The organism is Ancalomicrobiaceae bacterium S20, from assembly GCA_040269895.1.
GTDB lineage: Bacteria > Pseudomonadota > Alphaproteobacteria > Rhizobiales > Ancalomicrobiaceae > Methyloraptor > Methyloraptor flagellatus.
The window spans coordinates 1,972,265-1,987,032 of sequence record CP158568.1; the positions used below are offsets into that span (position 1 = coordinate 1,972,265).

Consider the following 14,768-nt stretch of genomic DNA (forward strand, 5'->3'; position numbering starts at 1 on the left):
CCCTGCCCGTCATGCGTTCGGGGTGAAAGGCTGGACCTCGTCGCGCGGGGTATCCCGCGGCGGAGTCGGCCGGCTGCGGCGCTCGGACATGAACTGGTCGAACTCCGCCTTGTCCTTGGCCATGCGCAGACGCTCCAGGAAGTCCTTGAACTCGCGCTGCTCGTCCTCGAGCCGGCGGATCGTCTCGGCGCGGTACTCGTCGAAGGCGCGGTTGCCGCTCGAGGGCGGGCCGCCCCAGCCACCGCCGAAGCCGGCGAAGCCGCGACCGTCCATGCGCTCGCGCAGGCGGTCCATCTTCTCCTGCAGGCGGGTCATCTTGTACTGCCAGCGATCGCCGCTCTCAGCGTTCCAGCAAGCCATTTTCCGTCTCCCGAACATGTAGGCGAGGATCGCCAGGCCGATCGGCCAGGCGACGATGAAGCCGATGACCATCATGACGATCATGGCCGGCCGGAACGGGTTGTCCGGCATGAAGCGGGGGTCGCGCCACGGTCCCCGCTCGGTGAAGGATGGGTCGGATGCGTAGGACATGGGTTGGCCTCCATGTGAATGTGAATAACATTTACATTGATAGGGAGCACCGAGCGGAGCGTCAAGGGGCGGGCGTCAAGGGCTGAGCGGGATTTTTGCGCCGGAGGGCGACCGAAGCTAGGAGGCCGGCGCGGGGGCGACCATCCAGTTCCGTGCCATGTTCACGCGCTCCTTGGCCCGGAACGCCTCCTCGAGGTCGACCCCGTAGCGATTGGCGACGGCGCACAGATAGATGATCAGGTCGGCGAGTTCGTCAGCGATCGGCAATGCGCCCGCTTCGCAATCGATCGGCAGACCCTCGCGCTTGCGAACGGCCTTGAACAACTCGCCCATCTCTTCGCCCATCAGCAAACATTTCTGAACCGCTGTCTGGTCGGCGAAACCGCGCTGCGTCTCCAACTCTGCGACGTAGCGCTGAATGTCGGCAAGCGTCGCGCCGCGGCGGAGTTCTTCCATGACGGTGTACCCTCTGGTGCAAGAGCGACAGCCCGGATCTACCGCGCCTCCGCCGGCCCGTTGAAGCCGAGACCCTGCAGGTAGACCAGCAAACCGGCCTCGACGAGCTCTTCCGGTGACATCGGCAGGGCGCGGCGGCCGCCGTCGTTGCGGCAGAACAGCGTCGCGATGCCGTGGGCGAGCGCCCACATGTGCAGGCTCATCATCAGCGCCGGCGGCCGCTTGCCCTCGGGCATGCGCGCCGACAGGCGCTCGGAGGCGAGGCGCAGCACGCCGAAGGCGCGGTCGGCGGCGGTGCGCAGTTCGACCGACCGATCGAGCGGCACACCCGCTTCGAACATGGCCGAATAGAGCGCCGGCTCGTCACGCGCGAAGGTCAGATAGGCGCGGCCGACCGCCTCGAAGGCGGTGAAGGCGTCGGGACGGCCCTCGTTCCAGGCCAGTTCAAGTGCGCGGGTCAGCTCGTCGAAGCCGCGCCGCGCGACATCGGCGATCAGGTCGTCGCGGTCGCGGAAGTGGCGGTAGGGCGCGGCCGCGCTGACACCGGCGGCCCGCGCGGCCTCGGCGAAGGTGAAGCCCATGGCCCCTTTCTCGGCGATCAGCGACAACGCGGCGCTCACCAGCGCCTCACGCAGGTTGCCGTGGTGGTAGCCGCGTTCCTTGTCGGGGTGTTCGGGTTTCTTCGACCAGCTCATGTGAAGAGGTCTTACATGACGGATCGACCGCCGTCGACCGGGCCGCGCAACGCCTCCAAGGCGAGCGATCGGCCGAGAACCTCACCCGCTCGTCGGGCCAGGGTTCCACCTGACATCGCGGCATCCCTCTACTGAGGTCGAGGACGAGACAAGTCATTTATGGTTACCAAGTCGAACATTATTTAAGATTTCAGGCCGATCCTCCGTTCCGACATTCGACGGGAGACGAGATCATGATTCGGTTCGGCGGGATCACGCGGCAGTTCGGGATCGTCGTGGTGTTGAGCACGCTCGTCATCATGGCGATCTTCGCCGTGACGATCGTACAGGTGCGCAACACCATGCTCGAACAGAAGCGCAGTGACATCAGGCACTCCGTCGAAGCGGCCACCTCGATCGTCGAGGGCTTCCGGCAGCGCGCCGAAAAGGGCGAACTGTCGGTCGAGGCCGCCAAGTCGATGGCGATGGAGGGCCTGCGCGCGGCCCGCTTCGACGGCGGCAACTACTATTCGATCTACGACTTCGACGGCGTGACGCTCATGCACCCGATCCGCAAGGATCTCGAGGGTAAGAACAACTCGGGGCTCAAGGACGCCAACGGCTTTCTGATGATCCAGGACTGGATCCGGATCGGGCGCGGGCCGGGCGCCGGCTTCTCGGAATACCTCTGGGTGAAGCCGGGCGACGCGGAGGCCACCGTCAAGGTCGCCTACGTCGCGGGCGTCAAGGGCTGGAACTGGCTGATCGGCGCCGGACTGCACGTCCACGACGTCGACCGCGCGCTCGTCGGCATCGTCGGCCAGATCTCGGCCGTCGCGCTGCCGCTGTTCGCGGTCACGATCGGGCTCGCGGTCTGGATCGGCCGGCGCATCTCCACGTCGCTCGCCGACCTGACCGGGACGACCGAGCGACTCGCCGCCGGCGACCTCTCGGTCGAGATCCATGCCGCCGACCGACGCGACGAGGTCGGCGTCATGGCGCGCGCGCTCGAAGTGTTTCAGCGGAATCTGCTCGCCAAGCGCGACGCGGACGCGGCCGCGGCGGCCGAGGCCGATGCGCGCGTCCGGCGCTCCGAACTGCTCGATCGGCTGACCCGGGCATTCGAAGAGAAGACCGTGACGCTCGGGCGCGCACTGCAATCGGCCGCGGAACGGCTGCAGACGAGCGCGGTGACGATGTCGCGCACCGCCGATGACACCGCCCGCCAATCGGTCGAAGGCCTTTCCGCCGCATCGACCACCGGCGCCAACGTGCGCAGCGTCGCGGCGGCGGCCGAAGAGCTTTCCACCTCGGTGCGCGAGATCGCGCAGCAGGTCGCCATGTCGTCGGCCGTCGCCGCCAAGGCCGTGGCCGAGACCGGCAAGACCGACGCCGCGGTCGACGCGCTCGAACGCGGCGCGCAGAAGATCGGCGACGTCGTCGCGCTGATCAACACGATCGCCGAGCAGACCAACCTGCTCGCCCTCAACGCCACGATCGAAGCGGCGCGCGCAGGCGAGGCCGGCAAGGGCTTCGCCGTGGTCGCGGCCGAGGTCAAGGCGCTGGCGGGTCAGACGACCAAGGCGACCGAGGAGATCGACGGCCAGATCCGCGAGATCCAGGACATGACCCGGACCGTGGTCGGCGCCGTCCGCGAGATCCGCTCGGTCATCGAGGAGATCTCGGTGATCTCCGGCGCGATCGCCTCGGCGATGACCGAGCAGGACGCCACGACTACCGAGATCGCGCGTTCCGTCCACGATGCCGCGCGCGGCACGACGATCGTCACCGACAACATCACCGCCGTCGACGCCGCGGCGCGCCACACCGGGGCCGCCGCCCAGGAGGTCCGTGGCGCCGCCGATGACGTCGCCCGGCAGTCGACCGTGCTGCAGGCGGAAGTCGACGCGTTCCTGGCGCAGATCCGCGCGGCCTGATCCGCGCCAGCCGACCCGATCCGGACCGCGGGGGCGTTACGCGCCCCCGCTCTCGTCCGTGCCGGTCGCGAAACGGTAGAATGCGACGGCCGTCATCAGATCCAGGTGGCCGCCGCCGGCGTTCTTGAACAGCGTGATCTCGTCGTCGGCGCGCCGGCCGGGCGCCCAGCCCCGGCAGAGGTCGTAGAGGTCGCCGACAATGTCCTCGGGGCGCAAAGCACCGCTCGCGATCGGACCGGCGATGTCGCCGCAATCCTTCACCGTGAACTGCCGGGTGTCGACGAAGACGCGGGCGTGCCGGACCGCGTCGTCGTCGGCCTCGCGCATCGCCGGGGTGAAGCCGCCGACCAGATCGACGTGGGTTCCCGGCCGCAGCCGCGCGCCGAGGACGATCGGTACGGTCGACGACGTGACCGCTGTCACGATGTCGGCGGCGCCGACCGCCGTATCGGCATCGACGGCCACGACGGCATCGAGGCCGTCCTCGCGAAGCCGCGCCACGAGCCGTTCGACCTTTTCGGCGGTCCGGTTCCAGACCACGATTCGCTCGATCGACGGGCGCACGGCCCGGAGCGCCGCGATCTGGGTCGCGGCCTGCGCGCCGGCGCCGAGGCAGGCGAGGACGCGGGCATCCGGCCGGGCGAGATACCGGGCCGCGAGCGCGCTGTCTGCCGCCGTCTTCATCATGGTGAAACAATCGCCGGTCAGAACGGCGAGCGGTCGCCCGTCGGCGCCGTCGAACAGCACGTAGACGGTGGCATTGGTCGGCCGTCCGACCGCGGCATTGCCGGGGAAGACCGAAACGAGCTTGGCGCCGGCATAGGCGCCGAACCGCCACGCCGGCCAGACCAGCAGATGGTTCGGGCCGCCGGGCTCATCGGCGCGCGGCTCGGTCAGCAGCGCGCGCTCGACGCGGTCCACTCCGTTGCGATGGTCCTTGTCGAGGGCGGCGACGAGGGCGTCGAGACCGAGTTGAGGACCGAGAATGTCGCAGTCGAGCGCGATCATGTCGAACTCCGGCAAGAAAGTGCGCGGGAAAGCGGCTTTTATCGTATTCGTAGCCTAGTGTCGGGATCGAGTCCCGATTTCTTTTGTGCGCCTGCAACCGGCCGACGCTTTCGACGTCCGGATTGCTATTTCGTCTTAGAATTGTTCGCGCGCCCAAAGACTCCACTGCCTACACAACTCTCAAAAAATCTAAAAGATGCCGCTAGACACTGCGGCACATACGCAGATACGCTGCCCACCACTCCGCGCATGGCAGTGTCGCAGCGCGGTCTGAGGGCGTATGTCTATGAGCAACGACAAGAAGATCCCGCACATCGACAAGCTGTCGCGCCAGCTGGCTGACAAGACCATGGATCGCCGCGAGTTCGTGCGCTACGCCGCGCTGCTCGGCATGGCCGCCCCTGCGGCCTATGCGCTCGCCGGGTCGATCACCGGCGAGCCCTTCGCGCCGCCGGCTTCGGCGCAGACCACGCTGCCCAAGGGCGGCATTCTGCGCATCGGCAACCGCGTCAAGGAAATCAAGAGCCCGCACAGCTACTCCTGGGGCGGCTACGACTCCAACATGTCCCGTCAGGTGCTCGAGTACCTGACCTATACGGACATCGACGGCGTCACCAAGCCGTATCTCTGCGAGAGCTGGACCGTCTCAGACGACCTGAAGACCTGGACGTTCAAGATCCGCAAGGGAATCAAGTGGCGCAAGGGTTCCGACTTCACCGCGGAGCATGCGGTGTGGAACCTCAAGCGCGTGCTCGACCCGGCGGTCGGCTCCTCGATGATCGGCCTGATGAAGGGCTATCTGCTCAACGAGAAGACCGGCGCCGACGGCAAGGCGACCACCGAGATCTGGGCGCCGAACGCGATCGAGATCGTCGATCCGCTGACCTTCCGCATCAACTGCAAGGTGCCGCAGGTCGCGGTGCCCGAGCATCTGTTCCATTACCCGATGGCGATCATGCACCCGTCGGAGAACGGCGTGTTCGGCGTCGGTTCGGACGGCACGGGTGCCTTCGAGCTGACCGAGTTCGAGCTCGGCAAGAAGGCGGTGTTCAAGAAGAACCCGAACTACTGGGGCGGCGCCGTCGCGCTCGACGGCATGGAGCACATCGACACCGGTGACGATCCGACCGCCGCGATCGCCGCGCTGGCGTCGAAGCAGCTGCACGGCCTCGTGTTCGCCGACCCGATCCAGTACGAGGCGTTGAAGGCGCAGCCGCACCTCGCCTTCTACGACGTCGCGACCGCCGAGACGGCCGTCATGCGCATGCGGCCGGACGCCAAGCCCTTCGACAATCCGAAGGTCCGCAAGGCGCTGCGCCTCGCCTCCGATCCGGCGGCGACCGTCAAGATCGCGCTGCAGGGCCTCGGCCTCGGCGGCGAGCATCACCACTGCTCGCCCGCGCATCCCGACTACGCCAAGATCGCGCCGTTCCCGCGCGACGTCGCCGGCGCCAAGAAGCTGCTCGCGGAGGCCGGCTTCCCGAACGGTGTCGACGGCGAGATCTTCTGCCCGACCGACAATCCGTGGATCCAGACCATGGTCGAGGCGTCGGTCGAGCAGTGGAAGGAAGCGGGCATCCGCATCAAGATCACCTTGATGCCGGGCGCGCAGTATTGGGACGTGTGGACCAAGGTGCCGTTCGGCGCCACGATCTGGTACCACCGGCCGCTGTCGATCATGTGCCTCGGTCTTGCCTACCGTACGGGCGTTCCGTGGAATGAGTCTGGCTATTCCAACAAGGAGTTCGACGAGATCCTGACGGTCGCCGAAGGCACCGTCGACCTCGCCAAGCGCAAGGAACTGGTCGCCAAGCTCGAGAAGATCATGCAGGACGACGGCCCGATCGTGCAGCCGATCTTCCGCTCGACCTTCACCTTCATGGACAAGAAGGTGAAGGGCTTCACGATGCATCCGACCAACTACCTGTTCGGCTGGAAGATCGGCCTCGAGGCCTGATCGGGTCGGCGCTCGACGCGGACCAGAACAACAACGAGGAGCGGCCCGTCGCGGGCCGCTCCTCGGACTTTGCCGACCACCGAGCAAAAGAGCCGGCAATGTGGAATCCGCGTTTTCTCGGATCTCCGGCGCGCGGTCGGATTCGGAATAGTCGCCGCCCTGACGTCGTGATCAGATAAATGGAAGGGGCGATATGACCTCGGTATGGGAGAGCGCGGCGTCAACATGATCCAGGCGATCGGCAAAAAGCTTTTGACCACCGTGCTGACGCTGCTGGCGGCCTCGTTCCTCGTGTTCGCGACTGCCGAGTTCTCGCCCGGCAACGTCGCCCGCAAGACGCTCGGGCCCTTCGCCTCCCAGCAGTCGGTCGACATTCTCTACGAGCGCCTGCAGCTCAACGATCCGCTGCCGATCCGCTACGCGCGCTGGCTCGGCGTCCTGCTCGGTCTCAAGGCCGATCCGCTGCAGGATCCGGTGCTGAAGCTCGACTTCAAGGATCCGCGCGGCGACCAGTACTTCGGCAATTTCGGCTATTCGACGCTCTACAAGGCGCCGGTCAACGACGTGATCTGGGGCCGGCTCGCCAACACCGGCCTGCTCGCCGGCCTCGCCTTCGCGATCATCGTGCCCTTGTCGCTGTCGCTCGGCATCCTCGCCGGCATGCGCGAGGGCGGGCCACTCGACAGATCCATATCGATCTTCGGCATCGTCACCACCTCGATCCCGGAATTCGCCTCCGGCGTCTTCCTGGTGGCGGTCTTCGTGGTCTGGCTCGGCTGGCTGCCCGGCACTTCGCCGCTGGCCGGCTCGACCGGCTGGCCGGTCTGGACGCAGCTCGTGCTGCCCGTCACCGTGCTCGTGCTCTACGACTCCGGCTACCTGATCCGCATGGTGCGCGGTTCGATGGCCGAGGTCATGGCCAAGCCCTACATCCGCACCGCGATCCTGAAAGGCCTGCCGTTCCGCGAGGTCGTGACCCGCCACGCGATGCGCAACGCCATGATCGCGCCGTTCACAGTCATCCTGTTGCAGATCAACTTCCTGATCTCCGGCGTGGTCGTCACCGAACTCGTGTTCGCCTATCCCGGCTTCGGCCGCATGATCCTCGACGCCTCGCTGTTCGGCGATATCGCGCTGATCGAGGCGGCAACGCTGATCGCGCTCGTCGTCGCGATCACCACCCAATTCCTGGGCGACCTCGGCTACGCCCTGCTCAACCCGCAGATCCGGCTGTCATGACCGCGACCGAAGCCCCCTCCCCGCCGCCCGCCCGCGTGGTCGCCGACCGGCCGCCGTCGCTGTTGCGCCGCCTGCCGCGCTCGCGCGTCGCGATGATCGGCCTCGGCATCATCATCTTCTGGGCGGTCGTCGCGATCGTCGCGCCGCTCTTGCCGCTCGATCCGCCGAACAAGCAGTTCCTGGCCGCGATGGGCAATCCCGGCCCGTCGGCCACGCACTGGCTCGGCGTCGACATCAAGGGCCGCGACATCCTCGCGCGCATCGCCTTCGGGGCGCAGCGCGTGCTCGGCGTCGCGCCGCTCGCCGCGCTCTGCGCCTACCTGGTCGGCTGCCCGCTCGGGCTGATGGCCGGCTACTACGGCGGCAAGGTCGACATGGTGATCAGCCGCGTCTGCGACGTCATTCTGTCGTTCCCGGTCATCGTGCTCTACGTGATCCTGATCGCGACCGTCGGGCCGTCGATCCTCAACATCATCCTGGCGGTGGTGATCGCGTCGGGCCCGGGCATCGCACGCATCGTGCGCGGCCTGACGCTCGAGCAACGCCACCTCGACTATGTGGCCGCGGCCGAACTTCGGCGCGAGTCGGCGTTCCACATCATGTTCATCGAGCTCCTGCCGAACTGCCGCGGGCCGCTGATCACCGATTTCTGCCTGCGCGTCGGCTACACGATCATCACGATCGGCATCCTCGGCTTCCTCGGCCTCGGCCTGCCGCCGCCGGATCCGGACTGGGGCACCATGGTCAAGGAAGGCACCGCGATGATCTCGGTCCGGCCGCACATGTCGCTGTTCCCGGCGATTGCGATCGTGACGTTGGTCCTCGGCTTCAACCTGCTCGCCGACGGCCTGCGCGAGCTGACCCTCAACGACTGACGAGCGGAAACGAGACGCGCCATGGCCGAGCAGCCTATCCTCGCCATCGAAAACCTGAGGGTCGACTATCACTCGGCCGCCGGCGTCGTCACCGCGATCCCGAACCTCACGTTCCGGATCATGCCGGGCGAGAGCTACGGCGTCGTCGGGGAGTCCGGGTGCGGGAAGTCGACGCTCCTGATGGCGATCATGCGCCATCTCGGCGCGACCGGCCGGATCGCCGGCGGGCGCATCGTCTTCGAGGGCAAGGATCTCGCGACCGCGAGCGAGAAGGATCTCGCCCGCGTGCGCGGCGGCGGCATTTCGATGGTCTACCAGGACCCGAACGCCGCGCTCAATCCGACGCTCAAGATCGGCGCCCAGCTCATGGAAGTGCCGATGCTGCACCAGGGGCTCGGCCGGCGCGCGGCGGCGGAGAAGGCGAAGCGCATGCTCGCCGACGTCAACCTGCCCGATCCCGACAGCGTCATGGAGCGCTATCCGTTCCAGCTCTCCGGCGGTCAGAAGCAGCGCGTCGTCATCGCCATGGCGCTGCTCGCCAATCCGCGGCTGCTGCTGCTCGACGAGCCGACCACCGGCCTCGACGTCACCGTCGAGGCGGCCGTGCTCGATCTGGTCGCCGGACTGAAGGAGAAGTTCGGCACCGCGCTCGTCTACATCACCCACAATCTCGGCGTGGTGGCGAAGGTCTGCGAGCGTGTCGGCGTCATGTATCTCGGCGACATGGTCGAGGAGGCGCCGGTGCGCGAGCTGTTCGCGCACCCGAAGCATCCTTACACGCGCCGCCTGATGGCCTGCGTGCCGCATCTCGGCGCCGACAAGTACACGACCTCGTTCCTGCCGATCCCCGGCCAGCCGCCGGGGCTCGCGCGGCGGCCGCAAGGTTGCGGCTTCGCGCCGCGCTGTGCCGGCTTCGATCAGACGGCCTGCACGACCCGGCTCGTGGAGGAACCGGTGGCGGAGGCCCATCGCGTGCTGTGCGCACGCTGGCGCGATGCCGAGGCCTTCGCGGAGAGCTCGCCGGAGGCGGTCGCGCCGGGGCGGCCGACCGAGACGCTGGTGATGGCAGCCGAGCACCTGTCGAAGGTCTACGATCTCGGCTCGGCGATGTTCTCGCTCGGCGGCGCCAAGCGCAAGCTGACCGCCAACGAGGATCTGAACTTCGATGCGCGCGAGGGCGAAATCCTGGCGATCGTCGGCGAGTCCGGTTCCGGCAAGTCGACCTTCGCCCGCGTGCTCGCCGGGCTCCAGGACGCGACCTCGGGGCATCTGATCGTCAAGGGCGAGGATGTCGGCGCCAAGACGGCGCGGCAGCGCTCGCATGACGAACTCGCCGCAATCCAGATGGTGTTCCAGAACCCCGATGCGACGCTCAATCCCTCGCATTCGGTCGCCTATCCGATCGCGCGCGTGCTGAAGAAGTTCGGCATCGCCAAGACGAAGAAGGAGATCGACGAGCGGATCGACCGGCTGTTCGACATGGTGCGGCTGCCGCGCGCGCTGAAGAGCCAGCGGCCGCCGCGGCTCTCCGGCGGCCAGAAGCAGCGCGTCGCGATCGCGCGCGCCTTCGCGGCCGAACCGTCGATCCTGGTCGCCGACGAGCCGGTCTCGGCGCTCGACGTTTCGGTGCAGGCGGCGATCGTCAATCTGCTGCTCGACATCCAGCGCGAGAAGAAGACCACGATCGTGTTCATCAGCCACGATCTGGCGCTGGTGCGACACCTCGCCGACCGGGTGATCGTGATGTATCTCGGCAAGATCATGGAACAGGGGCCGGTCGAGGCGCTGTTCCAGCCGCCGTACCACCCCTACACGGAAGCGCTGCTGTCCGCAGTGCCGATCGCCGATCCGACCGTCGAGCAGAAGCGCATCCGGCTCGAGGGCGATCCGCCCTCCCCGATCAGTGTGCCGAAGGGCTGCCGGTTCTCCAAGCGCTGCCCGCGCAAGCTGGGTCCGGTCTGCGACGAGACCCCGCCGCCGTTGCGCGACGTGCCGGACGGCTCGTCGATCCTCTGCCACATCCCGATCGAGGAACTCGCCAAGGTCGAGCCGATCGTCCGGGCGCCGGCTCACGCGGCGGAGTAAGAGGCAGCCGATCGCACTGTCGAGCCGAAGGCGCACGGGCGGGCTGGATTGGCGCCCGACATCGCGGTGTGCGCCCCCAGGCGCCCCGGCGGCAATTATGATTACACCGCGCTGACAAAGTCACTTGACAGAAACATGAGGGCTCTATCAGGTCATTCGCGTGACTTTTGGACGGAGGCACCCTTGTCGTACGGAAAGACTACTTTATCGATTTCGCTCCTCGGCGCGGTCACCTTGCTCGGCGCAGGTACTGCATCGGCGATGCCCCCGTTGCAATGCCAGGATTTCGTGAACTTCGCCATGCGCGCGCAGAGCGAATATTACGCACTCGGCTGCCCGCGGACGCCGCTGATGCATGCCAATCGCGAGGGGCACTTCCAGTGGTGTCTCGCGCGCAACGAGTTCCAGGTGCGCGCCGATCGCAACGCCAAGGCGGCGGCGCTCCGGAGCTGCCAGGCGAATGCGCGGGGCCCGCGCGGCGGCAATGGCTTCGGAGGACAGGGCTTCGGCGGAGGCCCCGGTTTCGGCGGTCAGGGAACCTGTGCGCGGATCGCCGGCTTCTATAACGGCCGCGCCGGCACCATCGCCTCGCTCGGCGGCGACCGCATCCAGGTCACGGTCGGTCGGAACCGCCCGGTCGCCTATGGCACCTGCCGCGGCAACCGTCTGGTCGTGGACTTCACCGACGACCACGTGATCTCGGGCGTCTTCGACGGCCGCGTGATCCGCTGGGACAACCGTACCAACTGGACCAAGAGCTGACGGGCCGACACCCGATACGTATCGCGCGGCGGATGAATTCGGCCGCGCGATCCCTCTTCATTCAAACGCCGCGGCCGGCCGAACGACGGCTCGCCGCAATCGATCGCCTCAGTCCTTGTCGCTGACGCCGGCCTCGCCGAAGGTCGCCATGCCGGCGTGGGTCGCCGCCGCCGCGCGAACGATATTCGCCGCGATCGCCGCGCCTGTGCCTTCGCCAAGGCGCATGCCGAGATCGAGCAGCGGGCGCTTGCCGAGCTTCGCCAGCACCTTGGCATGCGCGCTCTCGGCCGAGACATGCGCGAACAGGCAATGGTCGATCGCGGCCGGGTTGATTGCATGGATGACCGCCGCCGCCGCCGTGGTCACGAAGCCGTCGACGATCACCGGCACCTTCTGGTGGCGCGCGCCGATGATCAGACCCGCCATGGCCGCGATCTCGCGGCCGCCGAGCCGGCGCAGCACTTCGAACGGGTTCTTGCGCGCCTCGCCGATGCGCGCGACCGCCTGACCGACAACCGCCGCCTTGTGAGCGAGCGCATCGCCGGCGACGCCGGTGCCGGCGCCGACCCAATCGGCCGCCGTGCCCCCGTAGAGCGCGTGGTAGATCGCGCTGGCGACCGCCGTGTTGGCGATGCCCATCTCACCGAGGCAGACCAGATCCGGCTGGCCGGCGAGCGCCTCCATGCCGAAGGCCATGGTCGCCGCGCAGCCGGCCTCGTCGAACGCGTCGGTTTCCGAGATGTCCGGGGTCGGCACCTCGAGCGCCAGTTCGAACACCTTCAGGCCGATGTCGAAGGCGGCGCAGAGCTGGTTGATCGCGGCACCGCCGGCGGCGAAATTCGCCACCATCTGCACCGTGACCTCCTTCGGGAAGGCGGAGACGCCCTTGTCGGCGATGCCGTGATTGGCCGCGAACACCGCGACCAGCGGCCGCTGCACGGCCGGTCGCGCCCGGCCCTGCCAGGCGGCGAGCCACTCGACGATCTCTTCCAGCCGGCCGAGCGCGCCGGGCGGCTTGGTGAGTTGGCTGTCGCGGATGCGCACCGCGTCGACCGCGGCCGTGTCGGGCCCCGGCGCGAGCAGCACGAGGTCGCGGAAATCGTCGAACGGAAGAGCGGTGGGAGCGAACGCCATCGAACTGGTCTTTCCTGTTGGCCGGGGCGCGGTCTACAACGGGGACGGCCGGCCCACAAGCGCGGCCAACGCCGGATCGCCCATGGCGGCCGCGCATTCCGCCAGTCTGACCGCCCGCGCCGAGTTGCAGTCGCCCGATGACGACCCTCCCTGATCCGACGCCGTCCGATCGCCCGGCCGCCGCGCCGTCGCCGGCCGGACCGCTCGACCATGGGCCAGTCGAGAATCGGCCAGTCGAGCATGGGCCAGTCGCGACGCTCGCCGCCGATGTCGCCGCGATGGTGCGCTTCTATTCGCGCCTGCCGGTGCCGCGCTGCGGACCGGCGGACGACCCGGCCGCGATGCCCGATTTCGCCCGCGCCGTGCGCATGCTCCCCTTGGCCGCGCTGCCGATCGCGCTGCCCGCGGCGCTGGCGCTCGCGGCGCTCGGCCTCACCAATCTGCCCGCGCTCGCCATCGCCGGGCTGGCGCTCGCGGTCGGACTGATCGCGACCGGCGTCTTCCACGAGGACGGGCTCGCCGACATCGCGGACGGATTCGGCGGCGGCGCGACTGTGGCACGCAAGCTCGAGATCATGAAGGACAGCCGCATCGGCGCCTTCGGCGGGGCGGCGCTGGTGCTGGCACTGCTCGTCAAGGCAAGCCTCTATGCCGGGTTCGTCGCGCCGTCCGGCGCGGCCGGGCTCGCCGAAGGCGGGCGCGCTGCCGCGGCAGCGCTGGTGCTCGTCGGGCTCGCCCCGATCTCGCGCGTGCTGCCGCTCTACCTGTTTCGCGCCCTGCCGCCGGCGCGTGCGGACGGGCTCGGCCGGTCGGTCGGCGTGCCGGGCCGGGCGACGCTCGGGGTCGCGACCGGCCTTGCGGTCGGGATCGCGCTCGGTCTCGCCGGACCGATCTTGGGGGCGCGCGCGTCGCGGCCGCCCTCCTCGCCGGCGCGCTTGCGACCACCGGGCTCGGCCTCATCGCCAAGCGCCAGATCGGCGGCCAGACCGGCGACGTGCTCGGCGCCGGGCAGCCGATCGCCGAGATCGCGATGCTGATCGTCCTCGCGGCGTGAGGTTCCTGGCGCGGCGCGGCAAGATGACCTCGCCGCCACGCCGAGACACCGCGCCGCAGACGCCCTTGTTCCCCGCGCGGGCGTCACCGATATCTAATCGGGCGCCGGGCCTTCGCCCGCGCTTCGAGGATCCCATGCCGCCCCGCCCCATCGCCAGCCCTTGCGTGAAAATCTGCAGCGTCGACCCGATCGCGCGCGTCTGCATCGGTTGCGATCGCACGCTCGACGAGATCGGCGCCTGGGGATCGATGACGGACGCGGCACGCGCCGCCGTGATGGCCCTGTTGCCGGAGCGGCGGCGACGGCGCGAGGCGGCACGGGCCGCCGCCGCGCAACAGCAGCAGTGAGGCGCGAATGGTGTTCGGTCTCGCCCTCGCCGTTCTCTGCGGCGCCCTCGCGATCCTCATCTTCAACCATTCGGCCGGAACGAGCTTCGGGCTCGCCAACGACGATTTCGCGCGCCTCGTCATGTTCGGCGTCATCGGCCTCACGATTGCGGCCGGCATCGCGCAGAGCGGCCGACATCGGTTCGGCACGATCGCAAGGGCGGCGCTCGTCTGGCTCGCGCTGATCCTCGGCCTGGTGGCAGCCTACGGCTATCGCGACAATCTCGTCGGCGTCGCCGATCGGGTGCAGAGCCTGCTCTTACCCGGCACGCCCGCGGACGGGCCGGAGCCCGGCAGCATCACGATTGCCAAGAGCATGGACGGCCATTTCCGCGTCCGCGCGATGGTCGACGGCCGGATCGTGACCATGGTGGTCGATACCGGCGCGAGCGAGGTCGTGCTGACCGAGCGCGATGCGATCGCCGCCGGCATCGATCCGGCGGGCCTCATCTATGACGCGCGCGTCTCGACCGCCAATGGCGAGACGACCGCCGCGACGATCCGGATCGGCACGCTGGCGATCGGCAGCATCGCGGAGAAGAACATCCGCGCCCTGGTCGCGCGCCCCGGCTCGCTGCAGCAGAGCCTGCTCGGCATGAATTTTCTCAATCGGCTGTCGTCGTTCACGGTCGAGCGGCGGCAACTCGTCATGCGCCGCTGACGGGCGCCT

General features: G+C 68.4%; 14 protein-coding genes and 1 pseudogene. 10 read left to right on the plus strand and 5 right to left on the minus strand.

The window, feature by feature from the left end:
- Positions 1-9: 9 nt before the first annotated feature.
- The 3 genes from ABS361_09055 to ABS361_09065 all read right to left on the minus strand — a co-directional run bounded on the left by ABS361_09055 (position 10) and on the right by ABS361_09065 (position 1,682).
- The gene (locus tag ABS361_09055; GenBank protein ID XBY46344.1) at positions 10-531 is read right to left on the minus strand and encodes a DUF2852 domain-containing protein; all 522 of its coding nucleotides are present in this window, start codon (positions 529-531) and stop codon (positions 10-12) included.
- A gap of 117 nt (positions 532-648) precedes the next feature.
- Complete coding sequence (locus ABS361_09060; GenBank protein ID XBY46345.1) at positions 649-987, minus strand: MazG nucleotide pyrophosphohydrolase domain-containing protein; 339 nt, start codon at positions 985-987, stop codon at positions 649-651.
- A gap of 38 nt (positions 988-1,025) precedes the next feature.
- Positions 1,026-1,682, minus strand: coding sequence for a TetR-like C-terminal domain-containing protein (locus tag ABS361_09065; protein ID XBY46346.1), 657 nt, complete (start codon positions 1,680-1,682; stop codon positions 1,026-1,028).
- A gap of 233 nt (positions 1,683-1,915) precedes the next feature.
- Here ABS361_09065 and ABS361_09070 point away from each other — a divergent pair, with 233 nt between their 5' ends.
- Positions 1,916-3,598: a cache domain-containing protein gene (locus ABS361_09070; GenBank protein XBY46347.1), complete on the plus strand. Its 1,683-nt coding sequence runs from the start codon at positions 1,916-1,918 to the stop codon at positions 3,596-3,598.
- Between the two features lie 36 nt (positions 3,599-3,634).
- On the opposite strand, the gene ABS361_09075 is transcribed toward ABS361_09070, so the two are convergent.
- Complete coding sequence (locus ABS361_09075) at positions 3,635-4,606, minus strand: hypothetical protein (protein XBY46348.1); 972 nt, start codon at positions 4,604-4,606, stop codon at positions 3,635-3,637.
- A gap of 286 nt (positions 4,607-4,892) precedes the next feature.
- Here ABS361_09075 and ABS361_09080 point away from each other — a divergent pair, with 286 nt between their 5' ends.
- The 5 genes from ABS361_09080 to ABS361_09100 all read left to right on the plus strand — a co-directional run bounded on the left by ABS361_09080 (position 4,893) and on the right by ABS361_09100 (position 11,524).
- The gene (locus ABS361_09080) at positions 4,893-6,563 is read left to right on the plus strand and encodes an ABC transporter substrate-binding protein (GenBank protein XBY46349.1); all 1,671 of its coding nucleotides are present in this window, start codon (positions 4,893-4,895) and stop codon (positions 6,561-6,563) included.
- A 204-nt stretch (positions 6,564-6,767) separates the two neighbouring features.
- A complete protein-coding gene (locus ABS361_09085; GenBank protein ID XBY46350.1) occupies positions 6,768-7,802 on the plus strand; it encodes an ABC transporter permease in 1,035 nt (344 codons plus the stop codon).
- On the plus strand, positions 7,799-8,677 hold the full coding sequence (locus tag ABS361_09090; GenBank protein ID XBY46351.1) for an ABC transporter permease: 879 nt from the start codon (positions 7,799-7,801) through the stop codon (positions 8,675-8,677). Before ABS361_09085 ends, ABS361_09090 begins: the two co-directional genes overlap by 4 nt.
- A gap of 21 nt (positions 8,678-8,698) precedes the next feature.
- Positions 8,699-10,762, plus strand: coding sequence for an ABC transporter ATP-binding protein (locus ABS361_09095; protein XBY46352.1), 2,064 nt, complete (start codon positions 8,699-8,701; stop codon positions 10,760-10,762).
- A gap of 183 nt (positions 10,763-10,945) precedes the next feature.
- Complete coding sequence (locus ABS361_09100) at positions 10,946-11,524, plus strand: hypothetical protein (GenBank protein ID XBY46353.1); 579 nt, start codon at positions 10,946-10,948, stop codon at positions 11,522-11,524.
- A 108-nt stretch (positions 11,525-11,632) separates the two neighbouring features.
- Here the strand turns inward: ABS361_09100 and cobT are convergent, their stop codons facing one another.
- Positions 11,633-12,658, minus strand: a complete 1,026-nt coding sequence (cobT, locus tag ABS361_09105; GenBank protein XBY46354.1) for a nicotinate-nucleotide--dimethylbenzimidazole phosphoribosyltransferase — start codon at positions 12,656-12,658, stop codon at positions 11,633-11,635.
- A 341-nt stretch (positions 12,659-12,999) separates the two neighbouring features.
- Here cobT and ABS361_09110 point away from each other — a divergent pair.
- The 4 genes and pseudogenes from ABS361_09110 (at position 13,000) to ABS361_09125 (ending at position 14,759) form a co-directional block, all read left to right on the plus strand.
- Positions 13,000-13,461, plus strand: a pseudogene (locus ABS361_09110) (adenosylcobinamide-GDP ribazoletransferase).
- Between the two features lie 155 nt (positions 13,462-13,616).
- Entirely contained in the window at positions 13,617-13,712 is a 96-nt protein-coding gene (locus tag ABS361_09115) for an adenosylcobinamide-GDP ribazoletransferase (protein XBY46860.1), read from the plus strand.
- 134 nt (positions 13,713-13,846) lie between these two features.
- Complete coding sequence (locus tag ABS361_09120) at positions 13,847-14,059, plus strand: DUF1289 domain-containing protein (protein XBY46355.1); 213 nt, start codon at positions 13,847-13,849, stop codon at positions 14,057-14,059.
- A gap of 7 nt (positions 14,060-14,066) precedes the next feature.
- Positions 14,067-14,759, plus strand: coding sequence for a TIGR02281 family clan AA aspartic protease (locus ABS361_09125; protein ID XBY46356.1), 693 nt, complete (start codon positions 14,067-14,069; stop codon positions 14,757-14,759).
- Positions 14,760-14,768: the final 9 nt, after the last annotated feature.

What these genes read in the sequence shown, in the direction of transcription:
- ABS361_09055 (XBY46344.1), bottom strand. Translation starts at nt 531, where the DNA reads ATGTCCTACGCATCCGACCCATCCTTCACCGAGCGGGGACCGTGGCGC.
- ABS361_09060 (XBY46345.1), bottom strand. Translation starts at nt 987, where the DNA reads ATGGAAGAACTCCGCCGCGGCGCGACGCTTGCCGACATTCAGCGCTAC.
- ABS361_09065 (XBY46346.1), bottom strand. Translation starts at nt 1,682, where the DNA reads ATGAGCTGGTCGAAGAAACCCGAACACCCCGACAAGGAACGCGGCTAC.
- ABS361_09070 (XBY46347.1), top strand. Translation starts at nt 1,916, where the DNA reads ATGATTCGGTTCGGCGGGATCACGCGGCAGTTCGGGATCGTCGTGGTG.
- ABS361_09075 (XBY46348.1), bottom strand. Translation starts at nt 4,606, where the DNA reads ATGATCGCGCTCGACTGCGACATTCTCGGTCCTCAACTCGGTCTCGAC.
- ABS361_09080 (XBY46349.1), top strand. Translation starts at nt 4,893, where the DNA reads ATGAGCAACGACAAGAAGATCCCGCACATCGACAAGCTGTCGCGCCAG.
- ABS361_09085 (XBY46350.1), top strand. Translation starts at nt 6,768, where the DNA reads ATGGGAGAGCGCGGCGTCAACATGATCCAGGCGATCGGCAAAAAGCTT.
- ABS361_09090 (XBY46351.1), top strand. Translation starts at nt 7,799, where the DNA reads ATGACCGCGACCGAAGCCCCCTCCCCGCCGCCCGCCCGCGTGGTCGCC.
- ABS361_09095 (XBY46352.1), top strand. Translation starts at nt 8,699, where the DNA reads ATGGCCGAGCAGCCTATCCTCGCCATCGAAAACCTGAGGGTCGACTAT.
- cobT (XBY46354.1), bottom strand. Translation starts at nt 12,658, where the DNA reads ATGGCGTTCGCTCCCACCGCTCTTCCGTTCGACGATTTCCGCGACCTC.
- ABS361_09120 (XBY46355.1), top strand. Translation starts at nt 13,847, where the DNA reads ATGCCGCCCCGCCCCATCGCCAGCCCTTGCGTGAAAATCTGCAGCGTC.
- ABS361_09125 (XBY46356.1), top strand. Translation starts at nt 14,067, where the DNA reads ATGGTGTTCGGTCTCGCCCTCGCCGTTCTCTGCGGCGCCCTCGCGATC.